19 protein-coding genes are annotated in these 19611 nt (G+C 64.7%); 10 read left to right on the top strand and 9 right to left on the bottom strand.

Annotation, left to right across the window (positions count from 1 at the left end):
* Positions 1 to 7 precede the first annotated feature (7 nt).
* The 7 genes from BUB39_RS20225 to BUB39_RS20195 all read right to left on the bottom strand — a co-directional run bounded on the left by BUB39_RS20225 (position 8) and on the right by BUB39_RS20195 (position 7437).
* Complete coding sequence (locus tag BUB39_RS20225; protein WP_084527746.1) at positions 8 to 526, bottom strand: GAF domain-containing protein; 519 nt, start codon at positions 524 to 526, stop codon at positions 8 to 10.
* Between the two features lie 134 nt (positions 527 to 660).
* On the bottom strand, positions 661 to 1953 hold the full coding sequence (locus tag BUB39_RS20220) for an ArgE/DapE family deacylase (protein ID WP_073057381.1): 1293 nt from the start codon (positions 1951 to 1953) through the stop codon (positions 661 to 663).
* A gap of 86 nt (positions 1954 to 2039) precedes the next feature.
* Positions 2040 to 2864 (bottom strand): ABC transporter ATP-binding protein, encoded by an 825-nt coding sequence (locus BUB39_RS20215; RefSeq protein ID WP_073057379.1) that lies wholly within the window; start codon positions 2862 to 2864, stop codon positions 2040 to 2042.
* Positions 2861 to 3751, bottom strand: a complete 891-nt coding sequence (locus BUB39_RS20210) for an ABC transporter ATP-binding protein (RefSeq protein WP_073057376.1) — start codon at positions 3749 to 3751, stop codon at positions 2861 to 2863. The genes BUB39_RS20215 and BUB39_RS20210 overlap by 4 nt, the downstream gene beginning before the upstream one ends.
* A gap of 3 nt (positions 3752 to 3754) precedes the next feature.
* Positions 3755 to 4627: an ABC transporter permease gene (locus BUB39_RS20205; RefSeq protein ID WP_084527745.1), complete on the bottom strand. Its 873-nt coding sequence runs from the start codon at positions 4625 to 4627 to the stop codon at positions 3755 to 3757.
* A gap of 3 nt (positions 4628 to 4630) precedes the next feature.
* Positions 4631 to 5653: an ABC transporter permease gene (locus tag BUB39_RS20200; RefSeq protein ID WP_073057373.1), complete on the bottom strand. Its 1023-nt coding sequence runs from the start codon at positions 5651 to 5653 to the stop codon at positions 4631 to 4633.
* A 182-nt stretch (positions 5654 to 5835) separates the two neighbouring features.
* Positions 5836 to 7437, bottom strand: a complete 1602-nt coding sequence (locus BUB39_RS20195) for an ABC transporter substrate-binding protein (RefSeq protein ID WP_073057370.1) — start codon at positions 7435 to 7437, stop codon at positions 5836 to 5838.
* A 403-nt stretch (positions 7438 to 7840) separates the two neighbouring features.
* Between BUB39_RS20195 and BUB39_RS20190 the strand changes: the two genes are divergently transcribed.
* From BUB39_RS20190 to BUB39_RS25560, 3 genes are all read left to right on the top strand, one after another.
* Positions 7841 to 8482 carry a helix-turn-helix domain-containing protein gene (locus tag BUB39_RS20190; protein ID WP_084527743.1) on the top strand — a complete coding sequence of 214 codons (642 nt, stop codon included), beginning with the start codon at positions 7841 to 7843 and terminating at the stop codon, positions 8480 to 8482.
* Between the two features lie 582 nt (positions 8483 to 9064).
* Complete coding sequence (locus tag BUB39_RS20180; RefSeq protein ID WP_073057368.1) at positions 9065 to 9409, top strand: hypothetical protein; 345 nt, start codon at positions 9065 to 9067, stop codon at positions 9407 to 9409.
* A 452-nt stretch (positions 9410 to 9861) separates the two neighbouring features.
* Positions 9862 to 10029, top strand: a complete 168-nt coding sequence (locus BUB39_RS25560; RefSeq protein WP_175561915.1) for a hypothetical protein — start codon at positions 9862 to 9864, stop codon at positions 10027 to 10029.
* Positions 10030 to 10079: 50 nt separating this feature from the next.
* On the opposite strand, the gene BUB39_RS20175 is transcribed toward BUB39_RS25560, so the two are convergent.
* On the bottom strand, positions 10080 to 11315 hold the full coding sequence (locus BUB39_RS20175; RefSeq protein ID WP_073057364.1) for an NAD(P)/FAD-dependent oxidoreductase: 1236 nt from the start codon (positions 11313 to 11315) through the stop codon (positions 10080 to 10082).
* A gap of 199 nt (positions 11316 to 11514) precedes the next feature.
* Between BUB39_RS20175 and BUB39_RS20170 the strand changes: the two genes are divergently transcribed.
* From BUB39_RS20170 to BUB39_RS20140, 7 genes are all read left to right on the top strand, one after another.
* Entirely contained in the window at positions 11515 to 12549 is a 1035-nt protein-coding gene (locus tag BUB39_RS20170) for an acyltransferase family protein (protein ID WP_073057361.1), read from the top strand.
* A 60-nt stretch (positions 12550 to 12609) separates the two neighbouring features.
* Positions 12610 to 14076, top strand: a complete 1467-nt coding sequence (locus tag BUB39_RS20165; RefSeq protein ID WP_073057358.1) for a cryptochrome/photolyase family protein — start codon at positions 12610 to 12612, stop codon at positions 14074 to 14076.
* A 109-nt stretch (positions 14077 to 14185) separates the two neighbouring features.
* Positions 14186 to 15229 (top strand): cysteine synthase A, encoded by a 1044-nt coding sequence (locus BUB39_RS20160; protein WP_073057355.1) that lies wholly within the window; start codon positions 14186 to 14188, stop codon positions 15227 to 15229.
* The gene (locus tag BUB39_RS20155; protein ID WP_073057353.1) at positions 15226 to 15942 is read left to right on the top strand and encodes an alanyl-tRNA editing protein; all 717 of its coding nucleotides are present in this window, start codon (positions 15226 to 15228) and stop codon (positions 15940 to 15942) included. Before BUB39_RS20160 ends, BUB39_RS20155 begins: the two co-directional genes overlap by 4 nt.
* A 21-nt stretch (positions 15943 to 15963) precedes the next feature.
* Complete coding sequence (sseA, locus tag BUB39_RS20150) at positions 15964 to 16818, top strand: 3-mercaptopyruvate sulfurtransferase (RefSeq protein WP_073057351.1); 855 nt, start codon at positions 15964 to 15966, stop codon at positions 16816 to 16818.
* Positions 16815 to 17360, top strand: a complete 546-nt coding sequence (locus tag BUB39_RS20145) for an MOSC domain-containing protein (protein ID WP_175561914.1) — start codon at positions 16815 to 16817, stop codon at positions 17358 to 17360. Before sseA ends, BUB39_RS20145 begins: the two co-directional genes overlap by 4 nt.
* A 140-nt stretch (positions 17361 to 17500) precedes the next feature.
* Entirely contained in the window at positions 17501 to 18763 is a 1263-nt protein-coding gene (locus tag BUB39_RS20140; RefSeq protein ID WP_139251551.1) for an OmpA family protein, read from the top strand.
* Between the two features lie 42 nt (positions 18764 to 18805).
* On the opposite strand, the gene BUB39_RS20135 is transcribed toward BUB39_RS20140, so the two are convergent.
* Positions 18806 to 19597 carry an amino acid ABC transporter ATP-binding protein gene (locus BUB39_RS20135; RefSeq protein ID WP_073057346.1) on the bottom strand — a complete coding sequence of 264 codons (792 nt, stop codon included), beginning with the start codon at positions 19595 to 19597 and terminating at the stop codon, positions 18806 to 18808.
* Between the last annotated feature and the right edge of the window lie 14 nt (positions 19598 to 19611).

The following is a 19611-nucleotide window of genomic DNA, read 5'->3' as shown; positions in this document are numbered from 1 at the left end:
GTGGAAATCAGGCCGCGGCGGCGTCGCGCGCGGCGGCCTTGTCCGCGGCCATGAAGGCGATGGCGGCGAAGGGGCGAAGCTGCATCGCGATGGCCATGCGCTCCGGCGTGTAGTGGCCTTTGACGTCGAGAAGGTTCAGCGTGCCGACGACGGCCCCAGCAACGACCACCGGAATGTTGCAGCCGGATTCGCAGCCAAGCGATTGGATCAGCGGCCAGTCGGTGAAGACCTCCGCGATCTGCTCGATCGTGTTCGAGATATAGGGCTGCTGCTTTTCGATCACCGTCTCCGACCAGATGCCGAGCGACATCGGCTTGAAGCCGCCGGTCGGATAGGCAGTCTCGTTGCCGGAATAGGTCCGGCGTGCGAGGCCGGCGAGGGAATCGTAGGTCATGGCGGTGAAGAGCTTGGTGCCGACCGTCTCTTCCGTGATGCGCTGAAGAACCTCGAACGCGCGGCGCGGCTGATCAGGTTCCGCCACCGCCGCCATGAACTCATCCCAATAGTCATTGACGCTGGTCGTCATGGCATCCGTGCTCCTCATTCTCCCAAGAATTATCCTGTATCCAGACTGTCGACAAGCTAGATTCGACCGCTTTCGCCTGTCCGTTGGGCAGTCGCGGAGTTTTCCACCAGCTGCCCAAGGATTGACCGTCAGCTTCAGTCCACGGCCTTTGGCCGTGTTCCACACCACTCCGCGATGAACAGCGCGATCGCCTTGGTGGTCTCGATCATACTGTCGAGTTCGGTCCGTTCGGCGGCGCTGTGCGCGCCTGATCCGCGCGGTCCGTAACAGAGCGTCGGAATGCCGTAATAGAGATCGTATTGGCGGGTATCGCTGGTCGCCGTCATGCTGAAGCGTTCGAGCGGTGTGCCGAATACCGTCTCATGGACCCGTTCGAGGACGGCTTCCGCCTCCGAGCCTGGCTCAAAGACATGGCCATCGGCCTGGAAGCCGATCCAGGCCAGTGCCGGCGGCGCGTCGGCGCCGAGCCGCGTAGCGCAATCCGCCACCGCTTCGAGAACCCAGGCCCGCATGTCGGGCAGCGAGTCACCCGGCAATACCGAGAGGCGGCATTCGATCTCGCACCAGGCCGGCACGGAGCCGAGCCAGTCGCCGCCGCGGATCTTGCCGCAGCTGAACTTCACCGGGTTCTCGATATGGCCAAACCAGCGATGCGTCCGAGCCCGCTCGTTGATCCGCGCCGTCAGCGCCTGCAGCGCGGTGATGTAGTCATAGGCGGCGAGGATGGCGCTGGCGCCGGCTTGCGCCTGCAGCACGTGCACGGGCTTGCCGAGGATGCGCAGGCGGAACCAGACGGAGCCGAGCTCGGCGCGGATCAACCGGTTGTCCATCGATTCCGGGATGAAGCAGGCATCGGCACGATAGCCGCGTTCGAGCGTCGCAAGCGCGCCGTTGCCGGTGCACTCCTCCTCGCTCACCGTCTCGACGAACACATCCGCCGCAGGTTCGAGGCCGATCGCTGCGAGCGCATCGAGGGCGAAGATCATCGAGGCGACACCGACCTTCATGTCGGTGCTGCCGCGGCCATAGAGGAAGCCATCCTTGATCACCGGCTCGAATGGCGGATGCTCCCATTGCTCCAGCGGCCCGGTCGGCACCACGTCGATATGGCCCTGCAGGATCAAGCTGCGGCCGTTCGGTGCGGGCGCGCGAAAGGTGGCGACGACCTGAACCGCCTTCTCATAGTCGACGTCGACCACGGCCGAGGCGCCTGGTTTGCCGGCGATCGGCACCTCCGCGATCGTGAAGCGATCCACCGTCCCGCCACGAGCCGCCAGCTCGCTGGCGATGAAGTCCTGACAGGCAGCTTCCTTGCCGCGGGTTGTATCGAAAGAAACGAGCTTGGCGAGAAAGGCCGTCTGCGCCGCCGCATTGGCTTCGATCGCGCCGGAAAGCCGGCCAAGCAGCCCGTCGGTATCAATGGTCATGTCGCTTCCAACTTGTCTTCAATGCTGAAGTGAGAGCGCCGCCCGCAGGCCCGACGGCGTCATGATAGTCCGGCGATACGTGCCGCTCATGGGTCCAGCGTTGCGGTCTCCGGGACGCCGGTCCGGATCGCATCGCGCAGCTGCGCTTCCTCGTCGGTGACCACGGGCACGGCACCGATCAGCTGGCGCGTATAAGCGCTTTGCGGATTGGCGAAGATCGCGTCGACCGCGCCGGTTTCGACGAGGCGTCCCTTCTGGAAGACGCTGACCCGCGTCGCGATCGATCGGACAACCGCCAGATCATGCGTGATGAAGAGATAGGTCAGCCCGCGCGCCAGCCGGAGCCGATGCAGCAACTGAAGCACACGCGCCTGCACCAGCACGTCGAGCGCCGAAGTCGGTTCGTCGAGGACGATCAGCTCCGGCTCGCAGGCGAGCGCCCGCGCGATCGCGATGCGCTGGCGCTGTCCGCCCGAGAGGCCGCGCGGCGAGCGGCGCGCCATGTCCGCATCGAGGCCGACTTCCGCGAGGAGCGCCTCGACCCGTTGCCGTCGTTCGGCGCTGACGCCGATTTCATGCACATCGAGCGGCAGACGAACGCTGGCGCCGACACTGCGACGCGGATTGAGCGCTGAGAGCGGGTTTTGCTGCACGAGCTGGATCGAGCGCTTCTGCGCACGCGAGCGATCGCCCGGCAGCGGGACGCCATTGAAGAGGATCGAGCCTGACGTCGGCGGCATCAGGCCGAGCACGAGATTGGCGATCGTCGTCTTGCCGGAGCCGCTCTCGCCGACGATCGCGTGGCATTCGCCGCGCTCGAAGGCGAGCGAGACATCGTCGAGCGCCGTAACGCTGTGGCCATCCGCCGAGAACACCTTGCCGAGATGGTCGAGCTGCAGGATCGGCGTCATGGGTTGAGGCCCTCCGGCTCGCTGCAGCCTTCATGGGTGATCATGGGGCTCTCGAAATCAGGGCTGCGCTCGGGAAGATCCGGCAGTCCGCCCCCGGAAATCTTCGGGATCGCCGCCAGCAGCGCCCGAGTATAGGGATGCCGCGGATCGCGGAAGAGCTGCGCCGTGGTGCCATGCTCGACGATGCGGCCGCGATAGATGACATAGACGCGGTCGGCAAATTCGCGGACGACGCCGAGATTATGCGAGATGAGCAGCACGGCCGTGCCGCGCTTCTCGGTCAGCTCATGCATCAGCGACAGGGTCTGCGCCTGCACCGTCACGTCGAGCGCCGTGCCCGGCTCATCGGCGATCAGGAGCGCCGGCCGGTTGGCGAGCGCCATGGCGATCATCACGCGCTGGTTCATGCCGCCCGAAAGCTGGAACGCGTAGGAATCGAGCGCGCGCTTCGGATCGGGAATGCTGACCTCGGCGAGCGCCGCTTCGGCGCGCGCATCGGCATCGGCGACGCTGATCCTCCGGTCGCCCGAGCGCAGCACATCGCGAAACTGGCCGCGAATACGGAAGGTCGGGTTCAGCGCCGATGTCGGATCCTGGAAGATCATCGCGACACGGTTGCCGCGACGACTTGCAATCTCGCGCCCGCCATCGATGGCATCGATCCCATCGAAGCGGATCGATCCCGTCGCGTGAACCTTCTGGCTCTCCTGCAAGAGCCCCATCGCAAGGCGGGCCGTGACCGACTTGCCGGAGCCGGATTCGCCCACCAGCGCTACCTTTTCGCCGGCCCGGACGTGAAGCGAAATGCCATGCAGCACAGCGCTGTTGTTGCGCCGGCTGCCAAAGGCGAGGCGAAGATCACGAATGGTGAGAACGCAATCCGTCATCGATCAGCCCTCCGCCTCGAAAGCTTCGCGAAGGCCGTCGCCGACGAGATTGAAGCCGAGCACGACGAGCAGGATCGCGATGGCCGGCCAGAGCGAGAGCCACCACGCGTCCGGCATATATTTGGCGCCATCGGCCACCATCGAGCCGAGATCGGGCGTCGGCGGCTGCACGCCGAGGCCGAGGAAGGACAGCGACGAAGCCATCAGGATCACGAAGCCGACATCGAGCGTCATCTTGGTGAGGATCGACGGCCAGCAGTTGGGCAGGATTTCGCGGAAGAGGATATGCGCCGTCGATGCGCCGACCGTCTCGGCGGCGAGCACATAGCCCTCCTGCGCCTCGGCGCGGGTGACGTTGTAGATGAGCCGCGCATACCAGGGCCACCACATCGCGGTGATCGCCAGCATGCCGTTCATCAGCGTCGGCTCGAGGAACCCCATGATCGCCATGGCGAGCACCAGCGGCGGCACGGCCAGAAACACATCGGTGAGCCGCATCAGCACATAGTCGGTCCAGCCGCCTTTGTAACCCGCCACGAGACCGACAATGACGCCGATCGGCGTCGCGATCGCCAGCACCACGACGGCCATGATCAGCGACAGGCGATAGCCGAAGATGATGCGCGTGAAGAGATCGCGTCCCATCGTGTCGGTACCGAGCTTGTAAATCTCCCCGGGCCCCGTGTTCATGGCGGCGAAATCGCCGATCGGCCCGACGTGATCGGGAAAGGGCGTCAGATAATCGGCGAAGACCGCGAACAGCACGATCACCGCGACGATGACGAGCCCCGCGATGGACAGCGGATTGGCAAAATAGGCCGCAACGGCCTTGGAGCCACCGCGCTTCGGCAGGACGGGAGAACCGGGCTCTGACATCGCTCAGGCTTTCCCTGCCGCAAGACGGATACGCGGATTGATAAAGCCGACGAGGATATCGACGACGATATTCATGATGAGGAAGGCGGCCGCGATGATGAGGACGGTGCCGACGATCGCGTCGAGATCCTTGCGGATGATCACCTCGACGCCATAGCGCGACAGGCCTGGCCAGCCGAACACCTTCTCGACCAGAAACGCATTGCCAAGCATCGCCGCGAATTCGAGGCCGAGGATCGTCAGCGTGGGGATGAAGGCCGGACGAAACGCATAGCGCGTCGCGATGCGAAACGGCTTGAAGCCATAGGCGCGTTCCATCTCGACATAGGGCTTGTCGTAGACGTCGATCATGTTGGCGCGCGTCAGGCGCGCCGTCTGCCCGAGACCCGACATCGCCAGCGCCAGTGCCGGCAGCACGAGGTGATGCAGTGCGTCGAAGAAGGTGGTGATGTTGCCCGCCGCCAGGCTGTCGATCAGATAGAAGCCGGTCGGCCCCTGCGGCGGCGGCGTCGATTCAAGCAGCCGGCCTTCGATCGGGAAGATCGGCCAGAAATAACCGAAGAAGAGCTGCAGGATGACGCCCCAGACGAAAGCGGGCGTGCAGACGCCGATCAGCGCAATGAGGCGCCCCACGTGATCCGGCACGCGGCCACGGAAATGCGCTGACATGATGCCAAGCGGCAGGCCGATCAGCACCATGATGATCGCCGAAACGACGACGAGCTCCAGCGTCGCCGGCAGGAACTGGGCGATGTCGGTCGTAACGGGGCGATTGGTGTAAAGCGAGCGGCCGAGATCGCCGCGCGACAGCGCCTTCAGGAACTCGAGATACTGGACGGGCAGAGGCGCATCGAGATGGCGCTCGACCCGCAAAGCAGCGACCTGCTCGGCGGTGGCATTCGGCCCGAGCGCAATCCGCGCTGGATCCCCCGGCATCACCCGGGCGATCGCGAAGATCAGCATCGAGATGCCGATCATCACGATGAGCGCCGCGCCGATACGCCTCAATGTCGATTTAAGGATCATCGTGGCTTTTGCTCCGTCAGGGGCGTGAGGCCAGGCGGCAGGACAGCCAAGGAAGGCCAACGGGCGCCAGAGATGCAGCCGGGGGCTCGGACGTCAGCGGCGAGACCTGTGAAAGGCCGACAGGTTACGCGCCCCTTGGAAAACCCCGGCGGAACACCGCCGGGGTCGATGGCGAACGTGCCTTATTCGGCGACGCTGATATTGCGGAAGACGAGGTTGAAGTTGTCCAGCGTCTGCTTGGACTTGTCTTCGAGCGCCGGAATTCCGATCGCATCGCGTACCGTATAGACGCCCGTGAACTCGTAGGCGTTGATATCGGGGGCGAGGTCGCGGATCACCGAATTGAGCTCCTTGTAGATCGCCTCGCGCTTCGCTTCATCGGGCTCGCTGCGGCCGGCCTCGAGCAGTTCGTCAACCTTGGCGTCCTTCAGATGCTCAGCGGACATCCAGGTGGGCGGAACCTTGGACGAGAACATGTTGTAGAGCAGCGAATCCGGATCCGGCGTCACCGCGGCAACCGCGATCTCGACGGCGTGCGGCGCGGTATCAGGCTTGGTGACCTGCTCCGAGACAAGCGCCCACGGCGTCTTGATGACCTTCACCGGGAAACCGAGCTGGGAGAAGCTCGCCTGCATCAGCAGCGCGATACGCTCGCGCGCCGGCACCTCGGCGATCCAGGCGATGTCGAGCGGGCTGGTCTTCGGATCGTACTTGCACTGCGCCAGCTCTTCCTTGGCCTTCGCCATGTCCTGCTTATAGTCGGGAAGGCTCTTGTCATATCCGAGCAGACCGCTTGGCAGCGGGCCCTTCATCGGAATGCCCTGCGCGTATTTGTCGTCGATCTTCAGGATCTTCAGCGCCGTCGCATAGTCGAACGCATAAGTCAGTGCGCGCCGGCAGTGAACGTCGTCGAGCGGCGCACGGGTCGTGTTCAGCTTGATGTATTCGCCGGTCGCGCCACCGGCTTCCGACGCCAGCTTGATCCCCTTCTCGGCCGCCAGCGCGCGGATGACTTCCGGCGGCAGCCAGAGATCGGCGATGTCATGCTCGCCGCGCGACATCAGCGCCCGGACGGTCGGAGCCTCGATGCCGTAGCGATAGCGGACCTTGTCAGGCGCGTTCTCGCCGAAGCCGAGGAAATAGTCCGGGAACTTGACCATGACGGTCTCGGACTGCGGGTTCTGGCTCTCGACCTTGTAGGCGCCCGAGCCCGCGTCATGCGCGGACATCCAGGCATCGGCATAATCGCCGAACTCGCCATACTTGCCATCGACCTTGTTGGCCATGACCGTCTTGGAATCGACGATCGGCAGGCGGACGAGCGCGGCCAGGAACGGTGCGTAAGCCTCGGTCAGCGTGAACTTGACCGTCAGCGGGTCGATGGCTTCGGCCTTCTCGACGCGGCCGGCGAAGAGGCTGGAGAAGCCCTGCCCCATCGCGATCATGCGATTAAGCGAGAAGACGACGTCATCGGCGGTCAGCGGGTTGCCGGAATGAAACTTCACGCCATCCTTCAGCTTGAAGGTGAAGGTCTTGCCGTCGGTGGTCCACTCGGTCGCCAGCAGCGGCTCCACGCCGGGGCCGCCCGCCTTCGGGAACACCAGCGTGTCATAGATATTCACCGCCAGCACGGTATCGGCGTAATCCGTCGCCTTGGCCGGATCGATCTCACCAATCGGCGACTCGTCGAGGCGCAGGACGCGCTCCGCGAAAGACGGCGTCGCCAGCCAGATCGGCGAGGCGAGGATGAAGGCCGAGGCCAATGCCCTTGCTCGAAAATTCATCGAAAGTCCCCTCTGTCCTTGAAACTGCCGCGTCCGCACCGCCCCGGCCAACCCGGCAGCGGCGCAGCGACGCCACCCCGGATCAAAACCATAGCGAGGAAATTTATTTCGTATAGGCGAAATTTGGCGCATTGGCGCCTCAGCGATGCGCAAACGACGCACTATGCGCCCGGCACCTGTCCGTCCAGCAAGCGTTGCCGGGTGCTCGAAATGCAGCCAATGCCCGGATTTTGGCGGTTTCTGGTCAATTCTCAGGCCTTCCGCCCAATATAAGAGCCTGCGAAGCCACGCATGCATTGTGCACAATTTGTCGACATTTCTTTTTGAACGACGTCTTCACACGGCGCTTTGCTAAGGCGGCGGGAATCCTGTAGTTCAAAAATGTTTCCGATAGGAATGCCACATGGCTGCGCCCTCCAAGACCGCCCACACCCCAGCGCCTGCCGGCGTTGAGCCCGTCTCGCCGCGCGGGAGCGAGCCGATCGCCACGATCCTGCGCCGGCTTCGCCGCGAAGCGGGTTTCACGCTGCAGGAACTCGGCGACCGCTGCGGCCTCGCATCCTCGACTCTGTCGAAGATCGAGAACGGCCAGATGTCTCCGACCTATGACACGATCCTTCGCGTCGCTGGCGGCCTCGGTCTCGACATGGCCGAGCTGTTCACCGGAAAGGCGCCGAGCGATATCGGTGGCCGGCGGACGGTGACGCGCAGCGGCCAGGGTGTCATTCGCAGCACGGCACAATATTCTTATGAGATGCTGGCGGCAGAGCTCTCGGGAAAGCAGTTCATCCCGCTGCTGACCACGATCGACGCAAGTTCGATCAGCGATTTTCCAAGCCTCGTCCGCCATTCCGGCGAAGAGTTCTTTTACGTCCTCTCAGGCCAGGTGACATTGCACACCGAGCACTACGCGCCGACCATCCTCAATGTCGGGGACAGCTGCTATTTCGACAGCTCGATGGGGCATGCCTGCGTGTCGACAGGATCAGAGCCGGCGCAGATTCTGTGGATCTGCTCGCGCGTCGTGGCGCCGCTAACCGCCTGAGCGGGCAGACAATTGCCGCCGCGGCGATTTTCTGTTATCAGATAAGGCATGAGTTCAGACGAAACGTTCGATCGCAAGTTGCGAGGCCGGCCACGCACGGACGCCACGCTTGTCGGCGTCCGCATGGCGCCCGAGCTACTGGGTGCTCTGGATCGATTCATCGCCGAGGAAGCGCCGTCAGCGTCGCGACCCGAAGCTTTGCGGATCGCTTTCAGGCAATGGGCCGAGAGCCGTGGCTATCTGCCGGCGCTCCCGCTCGACGAAGGCAAACGACCATCGGAGCTCAATGCGGGCAATGATGGCTGACGCGGCCTTAGGGCCACAATGTTTCAACCGGGGGGTTAAAGTCAAAATGCGCGTTCTTCTCCTTTCACTGGCCGTCATTGCCAGTCTCTCCGCGGTCTCTGGCTGCTCGAGCACGGGCTCGGGCAACAGCGCCGCGGCAGTCGACATGATGAACAATCCCGTCAACGCTTGTGGTTCTGACGGCAGCTCCAACATCAATGATTGCAACGGCGGACGCCGCTGATCGAAACGGCGCCGGCACGCCGGCGCCGACTTCACGGGATCGGAGGACACAGGATGAAACAGCTGGTGGTGGCCGCGGCGGCCCTCCTGATGGCCTCGATCCCGGCATTGGCACAGTGGGAGCCGGTGACGCCGGTCGATCCGGCCCGTTTCCGCAAGCTCTCCTGCGACGAGATCGCGGCACGCATTCAAAAACTCAACGTCCCGATCGGCGACAACAACAGCACGATCGCAGGCTTTCGCCGCAGCCCGACGCTCGAATTCCTGCTGCTTGGCACTGGCTCACGCAGCCCCGAATTCGTGGCGATGGTTGCCAAGGCGCGCGGCGAGCGCAATGCGTTGATCGCCGTCGCCGTTGAAAAGGATTGTGCAGCGAAGCGCCTGGTGCCGATGCGCTGAGCCCGCTTCGGCAAGCGGCTCTCGCCCTCTTTGCCCTGCTTCGACAAAGACGGACACTGACCGATGCGCGTGCTGCTTGTTTTCCTGGTTCTCTCATCAGGCCTGGTCGGCCTCACCGCTTGCACTGGCGACAATCTCGCGGCTGTGCAGGCCATGAATAATCCACCCAATACCTGCGGACCCGGTGGGAGCCGCAATGTCGAGGATTGCAAGGGCCATCGCTGAATTCTTGGTCGGTTGTTCATCCACCGCGAAACCACCGCGCTTTTCCTGACGTTTAACGTTTATGCCTTCTGCTGGGACCGGGGACGGCACGAGATTGCCTGTCGGGGATCTTCAGCCGAAAGCCAACCAGGTCGTCGCAGCTTGCGGCAGCCACGCGATGTCCGCGCCCGGCCCGGCCGTTGTCGGCGCCGCCATTCGATCGTCTTTCAAGGAAACCGGAGGTTCCGATGCGTCTCTTCATTCTCTCGCTGGCGATGGTTGCCGGCCTTGCGGCCGTTTCAGGCTGTTCGAGCACCGGCAACAACGCCGCTGCCATCCAGGCCATGGACAATCCGCCGAATTCCTGCGGCCCCGGCGGCAGCCAGAATATCGAGGACTGCGACAACATTCGCTGATCCTCGTCGGTCGAGGCCCGTGCCTTGCGAAAGGTGCGGGCCTCTGACCGTCATGGCCTCGGGCGGTCGATCGCGAGATCGTCGAACCAGGGCTCTGGCTCTCCGGCAATCATCCGGCCTATCAGCCGCGAGGCGAGGAAGCTGAATGTGATTCCGTTGCCGCCATAGCCATAGGCGGCGAAGATGCCGGGCTTGCCAGGCACTTCACCGATCAGCGGCAGTCCATCCTCCGTCGTCCCGAAAACGCCTGACCAGGTCATTTCGGCCCGCGCATCGAGATCCGGCTGCAAGGCCGCGAGCTTCTTCATGAGCCCGGCGGTCTTTTGCGGCGCAACCGCCTCGCGCTCGGCGCGCTCGGTCATCCCCTCCTCGTCCTCACCGCCGATCACCACGCGCCCGTCAGCAGTGGTGCGCGCGTAGAGATAGTCGTCCGACGCCTCCCAGATGAGCGCCTCGTCACGCCAGAGGAGCCCAGGCTGCTGCACCGGCGTCGCGACCGCGAAGCTCGCATTCGCCGTATAGAGATCGGATTGCACGAAGTCGGGCATCACATAACCGGTGGCCAGCACGACCCTGCCAGCCTCGATCTCGAAGCCGTTGTCGAGACCGACCAGAACGCCCTTGCCGTAGCTGTCATAGGACGTGGCTTCGCCGCTGAGGAAAGTCGCGCCGCGCCGTGCTGCGATGCCGGCGAGCCCGTTGGCGAGCAACAGCGGATCGGCATCGAAGGAGCCCGGCGAGAGGATCGCGGCCTCGCGATCGATCCCATATTCGCGCAGCAGGTCGAGATGGCCGAGAAGACGCCCCGGCAATCCCGCGCGGGCTCGAAGTTGCAGTTCGGCGGCAAGCGCCGCGGCACCAATATCGCCGGCCGCCAGATAAAGCGATGGCCGGCGCCGGAACTGGCATGGCAGGCCGAGCGTGGACACCAGCCCCGCAAGTCCCGCGACGGCCTCGAAGCTCTGCCGATAGATGTTGCCCGCGCGTTCGAACCCGTAGAGATCGGCAAGCTCGCTGAGCGGGCGATCGATCTCCCAGAGCAGCATCGCGGTGCTGGCCAGCGTGCTGCCGCGTCCCGGACGCTCACGATCCAGGACGATGACGCTTCGCCCGAGGCTCGTCAGATGCTCGGCCGCAAGCGCACCCGTAATGCCCGCACCCACGATCAGGACGTCGCAGCGGAGATTGCCGATGACCGACTGCAGCGGCGGCAGCGCGAGATCGCTCCGCCAGGGCGGCATCCCCTCGCGGAGATCCGCTTGGTCCTTGGTTTCCGGATCGAACATGAAGGCGGTTTCCCCCTGGTGAAGCCGGGGTGAACGCGCGGCACGCCAAATGGCTGCATCGTCCAGATGGCGCGCCCAGGATCGGTCCTGATTCACCAATTCGTAAAATTTTCGGGAGGCGACGCCGAAATCGGCAGATCGGATTGGCCTTTCCCGCGTCAGAGGCGCTAAAGCTCCGGCATCGACAGGAGCGGATCGCATGGATCTGACTGCGCGGACCAAAGCACGGGTCGACTGGGTCGACTATGCGAAGGGCTTCTGCATCATCATGGTCGTGATGATGCACTCGACGCTGGGCGTCGAAAAAGCTGCCGGTGCCGAAGGCTGGATGACCTATGTCGTCGCTTTCGCCAAGCCGTTCCGCATGCCGGACTTCTTCATGATCTCCGGATTGTTCCTGGCTCAGGTCATCGATCGCGACTGGCGCACCTATGCCGACCGCAAGATCATCCATTTCGGCTATTTCTATGTGCTCTGGCTGGTGATCCAGTTCGCCTTCAAAGCGCCGGGCATGATCGCCGATGATGGCACGATGGGCGCTCTGCGCGAATTCCTGCTCGCCTTTATCGATCCTTTCGGCACGCTCTGGTTCATCTTCCTGCTGCCACTCTTCTTCGCGGTCACCAAGCTTCTGCGGGGCGTCCCGGTCTGGATCGTCTGGCTCGCGGCGGCAGCGCTCGAAACATTGCCAATCGAGACCGGCTGGGTCATTCCGGACGAGTTCGCCGCCCGCTTTGTCTATTTCTATTCAGGCTACATTTTCGCGCCGCTGATCTTCCGCTTCGCAGCGCGCGTTATCGAGCGCCCCGTCGAAGCCGCTGCGGCGCTGGCGGTCTGGGCAGTGATCGAGGGCGTCGCCGTCTTCGGCGGTTATTCGGAGCTGCCCTTCGTCAGCCTCGGACTCGGCATGCTTGGCGCAGCCGCCGTCATCGCCTTCTCGGCGCTGCTTTCGAAAAGCCACCGGCTCGGATGGCTGCGATATTGCGGCCAGAACTCGATCGTCATCTATCTCGCCTTCTTCCTGCCGATGGCGACGACGCGAACGCTGCTGCTCAAGACCGGCGTCATTCCCGACCTTGGCACCATCTCGCTGATCGTGACCGCCGTTGCGGTCGTGACGCCGATCCTGTTCTTCTGGCTGGTGCGCGGCACACGGTTCCGCTTCCTGTTCGAGCGCCCGGCCTGGGCGCGGATCGAACGAGGCTCGGCGCGCGCGTTTGCCGCCGCCGAATAGCGGCGTTTCAATGTGCCTTGCCCCTCGCCGGGGCGATGATGCAACGCTAATTCAGCGCACATGACCCACGCCGATACCCCTGCCCTCGTCTGGTTTCGCGACGATCTCCGCCTCGCCGACAATCCCGCACTGACAGCCGCGATCGAGAGCGGTCGCCCGCTTGCCCTGGTCTATTGCCTCGACGAGGAAACCGAGGGCATCCGGCCGCTCGGCGGCGCAGCCCGCTGGTGGCTCCACCATTCGCTGGAGCGTCTTTCAGAGGACCTCGCAGCGAAGGGCCATCGGCTGATCCTTCGGCGAGGCAAGGCCGCCGCAACCATCGAGCGCCTTGTCGACGAACTCGGCGCTGGAGCCGTGTTCTGGAACCGTCGCTATGGTGGAGCCGAGCGCGCCGTGGACGCGGCGCTCAAGGCCCGCTTCAAGGAAAAGACAGTCGCGGCCGAAAGCCGGCAGGCCAATCTCCTCTTCGAGCCCTGGACGGTGCAAACCAAAGAGGGTCAGTCCTTCCGCGTCTATTCGCCGTTCTGGCGCGCCTGCCTCAGCGGCTCGCCGCCGCGTCAGCCGCTGCCGGCGCCCGAGACCTGGCCGAAGGCCGCAGACGAAGTGGCCTCCGACGACCTCGATGACTGGAAGCTGCTGCCGCGACATCCCGACTGGTCCGGTGGATTGCGCGCGGCATGGACTCCGGGCGAGGCCGGGGCGCTGCAACGGCTCGATGATTTTCTCGAGAACGGTCTTCGCCTCTACGCCGCTCATCGGGACGAGCCGGCCATCGACGCGACATCAAGATTGTCGCCGCATCTCCGCTTCGGCGAGATCAGCCCGTTTCAGCTCTGGCATGCCGTCGAGGCTGCGTCGCACGCCGCCTCCCCCACCCCGCCGCGCCGTTCGATCGACAAGTTCCTGTCGGAACTCGGCTGGCGTGAATTCAGCTGGCATCTCCTCTTCCATCAGGCGGACCTTGCAACACGCAATTTCCAACCGCGCTTCGATGCCTTTGGATGGCAACAGCCGGTCGCGGCGCAACTGAAGGCATGGCAGCAAGGCAGCACCGGCTTCCCCATCGTCGATGCCGGCATGCGTCAGCTCTGGCAGACGGGCTGGATGCACAACAGGGTCCGCATGATCACCGCATCGTTCCTGATCAAGAATCTCCTGATCGACTGGCGGATCGGAGAGGCTTGGTTCTGGGATACGCTCGTCGATGCCGATGCCGCCAACAATCCGGCCGGCTGGCAGTGGGTGGCCGGATCAGGCGCCGATGCGGCGCCCTACTTCCGCATCTTCAATCCCATTCGGCAGGGTGAGACCTATGATTCGAAGGGCGACTATGTGCGCGCCTTCGTCCCGGAACTTGCCAACCGTTCGGCCGCGGAGATCCACGGGAAGACGCCCAGCGCGGCCGGCGATTATCCAGCGCCAATCGTTGACCTCGACGCCTCCCGAAAGCGTGCCCTTGCAGCTTTCGCGGCGCTGAAGAATGGGGATCACGCCGACATTCCAAGCGAAGCCTCGTCGCCGGAATGATTTTCTCCCGCAAGCCGCGATGGCGAGGCGGAGTGCTTTGCGATGCGTGACGCCTTGCAGCATCTGTGGACGCCCGCTAGCGTTCCGGCGCCGTTATCCGAAGGACCCCATGGCCGTTTTCCCCTCCGTCATCGAAGCCATCGGCAATACGCCGCTGATCCGTCTCCGCCGCGCGTCCGAGGAGACCGGCTGCACGATTCTCGGCAAGGCCGAATTCCTCAATCCCGGCCAGTCGGTCAAGGATCGCGCCGCGCTGTTCATCGTTCAGGACGCGATCGCCAAGGGCCAGCTGCGACCGGGCGGCACCATTGTCGAGGGCACGGCCGGCAATACCGGCATCGGCCTGGCGCTCGTCGCGAGCGCGCTCGGCTTCAAGACTGTGATCGTCATCCCAGACACCCAGTCGCAGGAGAAGAAGGACGCGCTTCGCCTCGCCGGCGCGACGCTGATCGAGGTTCCGGCCGTTCCTTATCGCGACCCCAACAACTACGTGAAGCTCTCGGGGCGTCTTGCCATGGAGCTCGCGAAAAGCGAACCGAACGGCGCCATCTGGGCGAACCAGTTCGACAATGTCGCCAATCGCCAGGCGCATATCGACACGACGGGCCCCGAAATATGGGAGCAGACCGGCGGCAACGTGGATGGCTTCGTCGCGGCGGTCGGCTCGGGCGGTACGCTGGCCGGAGTCGGTATCGCACTAAAGAGCTTCAAACCAGCCATCCAGATCGCCCTCGCCGACCCGCATGGAGCCGCGCTCTATAGCTGGTATACGGACGGCGTCCTGAAAGCCGAGGGTTCCTCGATCACCGAAGGCATCGGCCAGGGCCGCATTACCGCCAATCTCGAGGGCGCGCCGATCGACCGCGCTTACCGGATCGACGATGCCGAGGCACTGGAGATTGTCTTCGATCTCGCCGAGCATGAAGGGCTGATCCTCGGTGGCTCGTCCGGCATCAACATCGCCGGCGCCATCCGCCTCGCGAAAGATCTCGGCCCCGGCCACACCATCGTGACGATCCTCTGCGATTACGGCACGCGCTATCAATCGAAGCTGTTCAACCCGGCCTTTCTGCGCGAGAAGGGATTGCCGGTGCCAGCCTGGCTCGAGCGGCCTGTTGATATCGCCATTCCCTATGAAGACGCCGACACATGACCGAAACGATCCTCCTTTTCCGCGAAGACCCCTATCTCTCCACGGCCGAGACAGCGGTGGTGGGCCTCACGGATCAGGGCGGGATCCTGCTCGACCGGACGATCTTCTATGCGACCGGCGGCGGGCAGCCTGGCGACAAGGGCAAGCTTGAGCGCGCCGATGGCTCGATGATCGAGATCGACACGGCGGTCTATGGCAGCTCGAAATCCGAGATCGTGCATGTTCCGATCGCTGGCTCGGCTGTGCCTGAGATCGGCGAACGGCTCGTCGCGCATATCGATTGGCCGACACGCCACCGCTACATGCGCATTCACACCGGCCTGCATCTCCTCACGGTCGCGGTGCCCTTCCCGGTTTCGGGCGGCCGCATCGGCGCCGAGGAAGGCCATCTCGACTTCGACATCGAAGGCGCGGTGCCGACCAAGGACGAGATCGACGCGCGCCTCGCGGAGATGATCGCGGCAGATCATCCGGTGACCACGGAGTGGATCACCGACGACGAGCTTCTCGCCAATCCCGGGCTGGTCAAGACGATGAGCGTCAAGCCGCCGATGGGCAGTGGCCGGGTCCGTCTCGTCCGCATCGGCGATATCGACCTGCAGCCCTGCGGCGGCACGCATGTCCAGGCGACGGCCGAAATCGGCCTGATCGCGGTCGCGAAGATCGAGAACAAGGGCAAGCAGAACCGCCGCATTCGCATTCGCTTTGCGTGAAGCCCTCCGCGAAAGACCATCATGACCCACGCCACCTCCCCATTCGTATCTCCGGCCTGGCTGGCTGACCGGCTCGGCGAGCCGGGACTCTCCGTTGTCGATGGTTCCTGGTATCTGCCGGGCGATGCCCGCGACCCCGATGCGGACTATGCGGCTGGCCATATCCCCGGGGCGGTGCGCTTCGATCTCGATCGGATTGCCGACACGACGAGCGGCCTGCCGCATATGCTCCCCTCGCCCGAGGCCTTTGCCGCGGCCGTCGGTGCACTTGGGATTTCCGAACGACAGACGATCGTCGTCTATGACGGCGCCGGCCTCTTTTCGGCGCCACGTGTCCGGTGGACCTTCCGCGTCATGGGCGCCATCGATGTCCGCATCCTCGAAGGCGGTCTGCCGGCCTGGGTCGCGGCGGGATTGCCGCTGGAGACGCACGGCCCGAAACCGGAAGCGGCCGTCTTTCAGGCGAAGCTCGACCGCGATGCCGTGCGCGCCATCGACGAGATGCAGTCGATCATCGGCTCGGCCGCTGTCGAGATCGTTGATGCGCGGCCGGCCGCCCGCTTTCGCGGCGAGGCGCCGGAGCCCCGCCCCGGCCTTCGCTCCGGCCATATGCCGGGCAGCCGAAACGTCCCGGCGAGCGAACTGATTGCCAATGGCAAGCTCAAGAGCCCCGATGCCGTGGCCGTGATCTTCGCCGAGGCGGGCGTCGACCCTGCAAAGTCGATCGTCACCACCTGCGGCTCCGGCGTGACGGCCGCGATCCTGGCGCTCGGCCTTGAGACAATCGGCGCGAAGAACGTCGCGCTCTATGACGGCTCATGGGCGGAATGGGGCGGGCGTGCCGATGTTCCGGTTGCGACAGGCCCTGCCGAATGACGACTCCGCGGGTGGTTGCCGTCTGCGCGAGCCAGGTTCACGCCTTCTCCAAGGACAGCCAGCCGGCGATCCGGCTTCTCGCCGGGCTTGGCGTCGAGGGCGATGCGCATCAGGGCGTGACCGTCCAGCATCGTTCCCGTGTCGCCGTTGACCCGGCCCAGCCCAATCTGCGGCAGGTTCATCTCGTGCATGCCGAATTGTTCGACGAACTCGCCGCAGCCGGGTTCGAGATCGGTCCGGGCGCCATCGGCGAGAATGTCACGACGGCCGGCATCGACCTCCTCGACCTACCCCGTGGCACTCGCCTCCATCTCGGCGAGACCGCCGAGATCGAAGTCACCGGGCTGCGCAACCCCTGCATCCAGATCGACCGGTTCCGAAAGGGCCTGATGGCGGCCGTGCTTGGCCGTGACGCCGAGGGACAGCTGGTGCGCAAGGCAGGCATCATGGCGATCGTCATCGCCGGCGGCATCGTCCGCCCGGGTGACGCCGTGGTGGTCACGCTGCCCCCACCGCCCCATCAGCGGCTCGAGCGCGTCTAGCGGCCGAGCCCGCAGTCTTCTTCTTCAACGATGTGTCGGATCCGTTCAGCAGCGGTTCATGTGCAGCGCAGCATAAGGCGCTCACATCCTCGCCGCATTCCGTCGGCGAACTAAGCCGTCCGTCCGAGAAGGTCATCCGCATGAAGCTCGCCTCGTTCCTGCTGCTCTCCGCCGTCCTCCCGGTCGCCACGCTTGCCTCACTGCTGCCAGCCTATGGCGCTTCCGAAGCGGCGATCGTCGTGGCACAGGCCGATGACCCGGTCGACGCGGCGCAGAAGGCCCTCGACGCTGCAGAAAAGTCACTGTCCAATGCTGAGGAGACCGGTGGCGACATCCGTGCCGCGCGCCGCTCGGTGGCCAACGCCATGAAGTCGCTGCGCGCGGCCGAGGTTGCCGCCGGCAGAGTGCCGGCTCAGCCCGCAACGCCAGCTCCGGTGACGGCCGCGCCGCAGCCGCCCGCGGTTCAGCCTGCCGCCGAACCGCAACCCACGACGCCCGCAGCGCCCGCCGCCAATGCGCCGAAGCCATACCAGCCGCCGAAGATCGAGCAGCCCGCGCCCATAAAGCCGCCGGCGGAAACCAAGCCGGCGCCTTCCTCGAAGCCTGCGACGCCGCCAAAGCCCGCGGCGCCCGCGAAGCCGCCCGCCCCCGCGGCCGACGCGCCTGTCGTCATCCGTCGCGGCAGCCTCACGGAGACGCGCCAGCGCTATCCCGGCGGCGTCACCGTGGTCGACATCACCGATCGCAACAATCGTCTCGTCCGCCGCATCCAGATCGCGCCAGACGGCACGGAGACGGTGATCATCGATCGCATGCGCCCGGATCGCTATGGCGATGACCGCGAGTTACCGCCGCGCATCTACGACCCCCGCGAGGTTCCCCCGCCGCCCGGTTTTGGCGGCGGACGTGGCGGCCTCGATGGCGGCAGGGCCAGCGAAGCCGAGATCGAGGGCGCGCTACGCGGCCGTCCCGTGGCACCGGGAATGGGTGGCTATACGCTCAATGAAATCCGCCGCTCGGAGCAGTTGCGCGCCCGCGTCGCGGCGGTCGATCTCGACACGATCACCTTTGAAAGCGGCTCGGCGCGGGTTTCCGACGATCAGGTCTGGAAGCTCGAGCGTATCGCCGCCGCTCTCGGCCGCGTGCTCGACCGCTGGCCAAACCAGGTGTTCCTGATCGAGGGCCATACCGACGCCGTCGGGACGCGGCTCGCCAATCAGGAGCTGTCGGACCGCCGGGCCGCCTCGGTCGCCGCCATTTTGAACCGCTACTTCGCCATACCGGCCCGCAGCCTGGTGACCCAGGGCTATGGCGAAGACTATCTGAAGGTCCCGACCGACGGCCCGTCGCGCCAGAACCGCCGCGTGACGATCCGCAACATCACGCCGCTGCTCAGTCGCTGACCGAACCGCGTACGCTGACCGGTCCTGCCTCGGCCGGGCTGGTCAGTGATGCAGGATCTGGCTGAGGAAGAGCTTGGTCCGCTCGTGCTTCGGATTGGTGAAGAAGGTCTCGGGCTCGTCCTGCTCGATGATCTGGCCGCCATCCATGAAGATGACGCGGTTGGCCACCTGGCGCGCAAAGCCCATCTCGTGCGTCACGCAGATCATGGTCATGCCTTCAAGGGCAAGCCCGACCATCACGTCCAGCACTTCCTTGATCATCTCCGGATCGAGCGCCGACGTCGGCTCGTCGAACAGCATCACGCGAGGGCTCATGCAGAGCGAGCGGGCAATGGCAACGCGCTGCTGTTGGCCGCCCGAGAGCTGGCCAGGATATTTGTTCGCCTGCTCAGGAATCTTGACGCGCGTCAGATAGTGCATCGCGACGTCTTCCGCTTCCTTCTTGGGCATCTTGCGGACATGGATCGGCGCCAGCGTGCAATTTTCGAGAATTGTCAGATGCGGGAAGAGGTTGAAGTGCTGGAACACCATGCCGACCTCGCGGCGCACCTCGTCGATCTTCCTGAGATCGTTGGTGAGCTCGATCTGGTCGACGATGATCTTGCCCTTCTGGTGCTCCTCAAGGCGATTGATGCACCGGATGAGCGTCGACTTGCCGGAGCCGGACGGTCCCGCGATGACGATCCGCTCGCCGCGCATGACCTTCAGATTGATGTCGCGCAGCACATGGAACTCACCGAACCACTTGTTGACGTCGATCATCTCCAGGGCAACGTCGGTCGACGAAACCTTGAGGGCGATCGGCGGTTCAGCGACTGCAATCGCTTCGGTCATAAGATCCCCTTCGC

Source organism: Kaistia soli DSM 19436 (genome assembly GCF_900129325.1).
Classification (GTDB): domain Bacteria; phylum Pseudomonadota; class Alphaproteobacteria; order Rhizobiales; family Kaistiaceae; genus Kaistia; species Kaistia soli.
The sequence above is the reverse complement of the archived record's forward strand: the minus strand, read 5'-3'. Positions and strand labels throughout refer to the sequence as shown.

Bases quoted from the DNA above. Each gene is read 5' to 3' on its own strand.
- BUB39_RS20225 (WP_084527746.1), bottom strand. From the start codon at position 526: ATGACGACCAGCGTCAATGACTATTGGGATGAGTTCATGGCGGCGGTG.
- BUB39_RS20220 (WP_073057381.1), bottom strand. From the start codon at position 1,953: ATGACCATTGATACCGACGGGCTGCTTGGCCGGCTTTCCGGCGCGATC.
- BUB39_RS20215 (WP_073057379.1), bottom strand. From the start codon at position 2,864: ATGACGCCGATCCTGCAGCTCGACCATCTCGGCAAGGTGTTCTCGGCG.
- BUB39_RS20210 (WP_073057376.1), bottom strand. From the start codon at position 3,751: ATGACGGATTGCGTTCTCACCATTCGTGATCTTCGCCTCGCCTTTGGC.
- BUB39_RS20205 (WP_084527745.1), bottom strand. From the start codon at position 4,627: ATGTCAGAGCCCGGTTCTCCCGTCCTGCCGAAGCGCGGTGGCTCCAAG.
- BUB39_RS20200 (WP_073057373.1), bottom strand. From the start codon at position 5,653: ATGATCCTTAAATCGACATTGAGGCGTATCGGCGCGGCGCTCATCGTG.
- BUB39_RS20195 (WP_073057370.1), bottom strand. From the start codon at position 7,437: ATGAATTTTCGAGCAAGGGCATTGGCCTCGGCCTTCATCCTCGCCTCG.
- BUB39_RS20190 (WP_084527743.1), top strand. From the start codon at position 7,841: ATGGCTGCGCCCTCCAAGACCGCCCACACCCCAGCGCCTGCCGGCGTT.
- BUB39_RS20180 (WP_073057368.1), top strand. From the start codon at position 9,065: ATGAAACAGCTGGTGGTGGCCGCGGCGGCCCTCCTGATGGCCTCGATC.
- BUB39_RS25560 (WP_175561915.1), top strand. From the start codon at position 9,862: ATGCGTCTCTTCATTCTCTCGCTGGCGATGGTTGCCGGCCTTGCGGCC.
- BUB39_RS20175 (WP_073057364.1), bottom strand. From the start codon at position 11,315: ATGTTCGATCCGGAAACCAAGGACCAAGCGGATCTCCGCGAGGGGATG.
- BUB39_RS20170 (WP_073057361.1), top strand. From the start codon at position 11,515: ATGGATCTGACTGCGCGGACCAAAGCACGGGTCGACTGGGTCGACTAT.
- BUB39_RS20165 (WP_073057358.1), top strand. From the start codon at position 12,610: ATGACCCACGCCGATACCCCTGCCCTCGTCTGGTTTCGCGACGATCTC.
- BUB39_RS20160 (WP_073057355.1), top strand. From the start codon at position 14,186: ATGGCCGTTTTCCCCTCCGTCATCGAAGCCATCGGCAATACGCCGCTG.
- BUB39_RS20155 (WP_073057353.1), top strand. From the start codon at position 15,226: ATGACCGAAACGATCCTCCTTTTCCGCGAAGACCCCTATCTCTCCACG.
- sseA (WP_073057351.1), top strand. From the start codon at position 15,964: ATGACCCACGCCACCTCCCCATTCGTATCTCCGGCCTGGCTGGCTGAC.
- BUB39_RS20145 (WP_175561914.1), top strand. From the start codon at position 16,815: ATGACGACTCCGCGGGTGGTTGCCGTCTGCGCGAGCCAGGTTCACGCC.
- BUB39_RS20140 (WP_139251551.1), top strand. From the start codon at position 17,501: ATGAAGCTCGCCTCGTTCCTGCTGCTCTCCGCCGTCCTCCCGGTCGCC.
- BUB39_RS20135 (WP_073057346.1), bottom strand. From the start codon at position 19,597: ATGACCGAAGCGATTGCAGTCGCTGAACCGCCGATCGCCCTCAAGGTT.